The sequence below is a fragment of the Microbacterium sp. B24 genome, from assembly GCF_000333415.1.
In the GTDB taxonomy this organism is placed as follows: domain Bacteria; phylum Actinomycetota; class Actinomycetes; order Actinomycetales; family Microbacteriaceae; genus Microbacterium.
This window is the reverse complement of sequence record NZ_BADB01000496.1, coordinates 1-3,639: the sequence shown is the minus strand read 5'-3', so window position 1 is coordinate 3,639 and position 3,639 is coordinate 1. Positions and strand designations below refer to the sequence as shown.

Annotated in this window: 3 protein-coding genes and 2 tRNA genes; all 5 read left to right on the top strand. The window is 67.5% G+C overall.

The features are described 5' to 3' along the window. A partial coding sequence (locus I5I_RS14400) for a M23 family metallopeptidase (protein WP_036321289.1) occupies positions 1-922 on the top strand: 922 nt, incomplete at its 5' end. A gap of 63 nt (positions 923-985) precedes the next feature. Next, positions 986-1,057 (top strand) — tRNA-Thr (locus I5I_RS14395). Between the two features lie 35 nt (positions 1,058-1,092). Further along, a tRNA-Met gene (locus I5I_RS14390) sits at positions 1,093-1,169 on the top strand. Between the two features lie 171 nt (positions 1,170-1,340). Beyond that, entirely contained in the window at positions 1,341-3,068 is a 1,728-nt protein-coding gene (locus tag I5I_RS14385; protein WP_036321287.1) for an ABC transporter ATP-binding protein, read from the top strand. Then, positions 3,065-3,639: ABC transporter transmembrane domain-containing protein (locus I5I_RS14380; protein ID WP_036321285.1), on the top strand; the 575-nt coding region annotated here is incomplete at its 3' end. The genes I5I_RS14385 and I5I_RS14380, both read left to right, overlap by 4 nt.

Below are 3,639 nucleotides of genomic sequence, written 5' to 3'. Positions count from 1 at the left end.
GCCTCGAGAGTTCGAGTTCGCCGCGCGGCTGTTCTCGTTCACGGGCGAGACGCCGGTGCAGCAGCCCTCCAGCGTGTCCGCCGAGCCGGCCCAGCCGGTTGCCGCCGCTGAGGCTGTCGTCCACGTCGCCGGCCGCCGCCGCCCGCGAGGTGCGGCGATCGCCAAGCGCGTCGCTGCGGCGTCGTTCTCCGTGGGAGTCATGGCCGTCGTCGGACTGCTCGCCGTGGGCACGACCACGCCGGCGGCCGCGATCGCTTCGGCATCCGAATCGTCGAACACCGCTGCGCAGCCCACCGCCGTCACCGCCAGTCAGAAGTTGACGAAGAGCTCGGATGCCGGTCAGATCCAGGCGTTCGTGGCTTCGGGAACGGACGCTCCGACGGCACTCGATCGCCCCGAGAGCTACAACGTGACGTCGATGTCGGAACTCGCCGCGGAGTCCGGCGTGCGCCTGTTCGCGAACACGTGGGTGAACGACCCGTCGTCGCCCATCCAATACCCGTTCCCCGTCGGTGTGCCGATCTCCGCGGCATTCGGTTCCATCGCCTATATGTCGGAGTTCGCCACGCCCCACAACGGAGTCGACCTGACCCCGGGCGAGGGTGCGGAGATCCACGCCGTCGCCGCGGGCACCGTGCGCATCGCGACCGAGTCCGGCGGGGACTACGGCGTGACCGTGCTGATCGACCACATCATCGACGGCCAGCTCGTCTCCACCCGCTACGGCCACATGCAGTACGGCTCGCTGCAGGTCAAGGTCGGCGACAAGGTTACGGCCGGGCAGGTCATCGGGCGCGTCGGGCAGACCGGCAAGGCGACCGGGCCCCACCTGCACCTCGAGGTTCTGCTCGGGGGCACCACCCGCATCGACCCGATGCCGTGGCTGGCCGAGCACACCAAGCCCGGTCACACCGTCGGCTGATCCGATTCTGTCGGACGCTCCGGCTCTGATATTCTTTTCTGGTTGCCCCGCGAGGGGCAGCACGCCCCGATAGCTCAGTGGCAGAGCACTTCCATGGTAAGGAAGGGGTCGTCAGTTCAATCCTGACTCGGGGCTCGCAGCATCCACATCTCGCCGTGTGGGTGCGGCGCGGCGGGGTAGCTCAGTTGGTGAGAGCGCACGACTCATAATCGTGAGGTCGCGGGTTCAAGCCCCGCTCCCGCTACCAGAAACCCAGATCAGCCCCGGACTCCCCGGGGCTGTTTTGTGTTCGCGGCGCGTTCGGGTCGTACGTCGCTCCGAGGCACGGTTCAGCCGCGCGGCATCCGCTTCGCGAACGCGTGTCGGCGCCCGGCGATAGCATGAACCGTTCCCACCCGGCCCGCAGACGGAGCCCCTCATGCTCGGAAAACTCCTCGTCCGTTACCTCTGGACGTACAAGTGGTGGCTGCTGGGCGTGCTCGTCTTCCAGTTCGCCTCGGCGATGGCTTCTCTCTACCTGCCGCGTCTGAACGCCGACATCATCGACAAAGGTGTCGCGGCGGGCGACACTGGATACATCTGGTCGCGGGGCGGCTTCATGCTGCTGATCGCGTTGGGCCAGATCGTCGCCTCGGTGATCGCCACCTTCTTCGCCGCGCGCGCCGCCATGAGCGCCGGGCGCGACATCCGCCGCGACGTCTACGACAAGGTGAGCGGCTTCTCCGAGCGCGAAGTGTCGTCGTTCGGTGCGGGAACGCTCATCACGCGCAACACCAACGACGTCCAGCAGGTGCAGATGCTCGCGATGATGGGCGCCACGATGCTGGTCACGGCGCCGCTGCTGGCCATCGGCGGCGTCATCATGGCCGTCCAGCAGGATGCCGCGCTCAGCTGGCTCATCGCCGTGGCCGTGCCGACGCTGCTGGTGATCGCCGGTTTCATCATCAGCCGCATGGTGCCGTTGTTCCGCGAGTATCAGGGCAAGCTCGACGGCGTCAACCGCGTCATGCGCGAGCAGCTCACCGGGGTGCGCGTCGTCCGCGCGTTCGTGCGCGAACGCATCGAAGAGGCCCGGTTCCGGGTCGCGAACACCGACATCATGGTCGTCGGGCGCAAGGTCGGCTCGCTGTTCGTGCTCATGTTCCCGCTGGCGATGCTGGTGCTCAACCTCACCGTCGTCGGCGTCATCTGGTTCGGCGGCATCCAGGTGGATGCCGGCGACGTGCAGATCGGCACCCTCTTCGCCTTCATGCAGTACGTCGGTCAGATCCTCATGGGCGTGCTCATGGCGACGTTCATGACGATCATGATCCCGCGCGCCGCCGTCTCCGCAGATCGCATCGGGGAGGTGCTCGACTCGACCGACGCGCTGCTCCGCCCGGCGCGACCGGTCACGGCGTTCCCCGACCTCGGCGCCGTCGAGTTCGACGATGTCACCTTCAGCTACCCGGGTGCCGAAGCACCCGTCCTCGAGAACATCTCGTTCCGCGCCGCCCCCGGCCAGACCGTCGCCATCGTGGGGTCGACCGGTTCGGGCAAGACGACGCTCGTCTCTCTCATTCCCCGACTGTTCGATGTCACCGGCGGAACCGTGCGGGTCGGCGGCGTCGACGTGCGCGAGGCCGACCTCGACGAGATGTGGCGGGGCATCGGCTACGTCCCGCAGCGCGCCTTCCTCTTCACCGGTACCGTCGCCAGCAACCTCCGATTCGGTCGTGAGGACGCCACCGACGACGAGCTCTGGGACGCGCTCGAGATCGCCCAGGGCCGTGACTTCGTATCGGAGATGGACGGCGGACTCGATGCGCGCATCGCGCAGGGCGGAACCAACGTCTCGGGTGGCCAACGCCAGCGCCTGTCGATCGCCCGCGCGATCGTGCACCGGCCGCATGTGCTCGTGTTCGACGACTCCTTCTCAGCGCTCGACGTCACCACCGACGCGCGACTGCGCCAAGCCCTGTGGCGCGCGCTTCCGGACGTGACCAAGATCGTCGTCGCGCAGCGCATCTCGACCATCGCGGATGCCGATGTCATCCTGGTCCTCGACGACGGTCGCATGGTCGGCATCGGCACGCATGATGACCTCTTGGCCGGCAACGAGACGTATCGAGAGATCGTCGAATCGCAGTTGGGAGTCGACGCATGAGCGCGCCGAACACTGCCGCCCTCTCCGAAGAGGAGCGCGAAGAACTCGAGCTCGCCGAGCAGGCCCGGCTCAACTCCGGATCCTGGGATTCCGTCGCCCCCGGCAAAGCCGCCAACTTCGGTCGCAGCTTCGTGCGGATGATCGGGCTGCTCGCCCCGTACAAGTGGGCGTTCGGGTTCGTCTCGGTCCTCGGCGCGGTCGGCGTCGTCCTCGCCGTGATCGCGCCGAAGGTTCTCGGTGAAGCCACCAACATCCTCTTCGAGGGCGTCGTCTCGGCATCCCTCGCCGCCCAGTTCCCCGCGGGCGCGAGTCAGGCCCAGGTCGTCGACGCCCTGCGCGCCGCCGGGCAGAACGACATCGCCAACATCGTCTCTGCGATGCACGACTTCCAGGTCGGCGCCGGAGTCGACTTCGAGCGTCTCAAGTGGGTGCTCGTCGCCGTGCTCGCCATCTACGTCGTGTCGGCCGTGCTCACTTGGCTGCAGGGCTACGTCATCAACGTCATCATGGTGCGCACCATGTGGCGGCTCCGTGAGTCGGTCGAGGCGAAGATCAACCGTCTGCCGCTGTC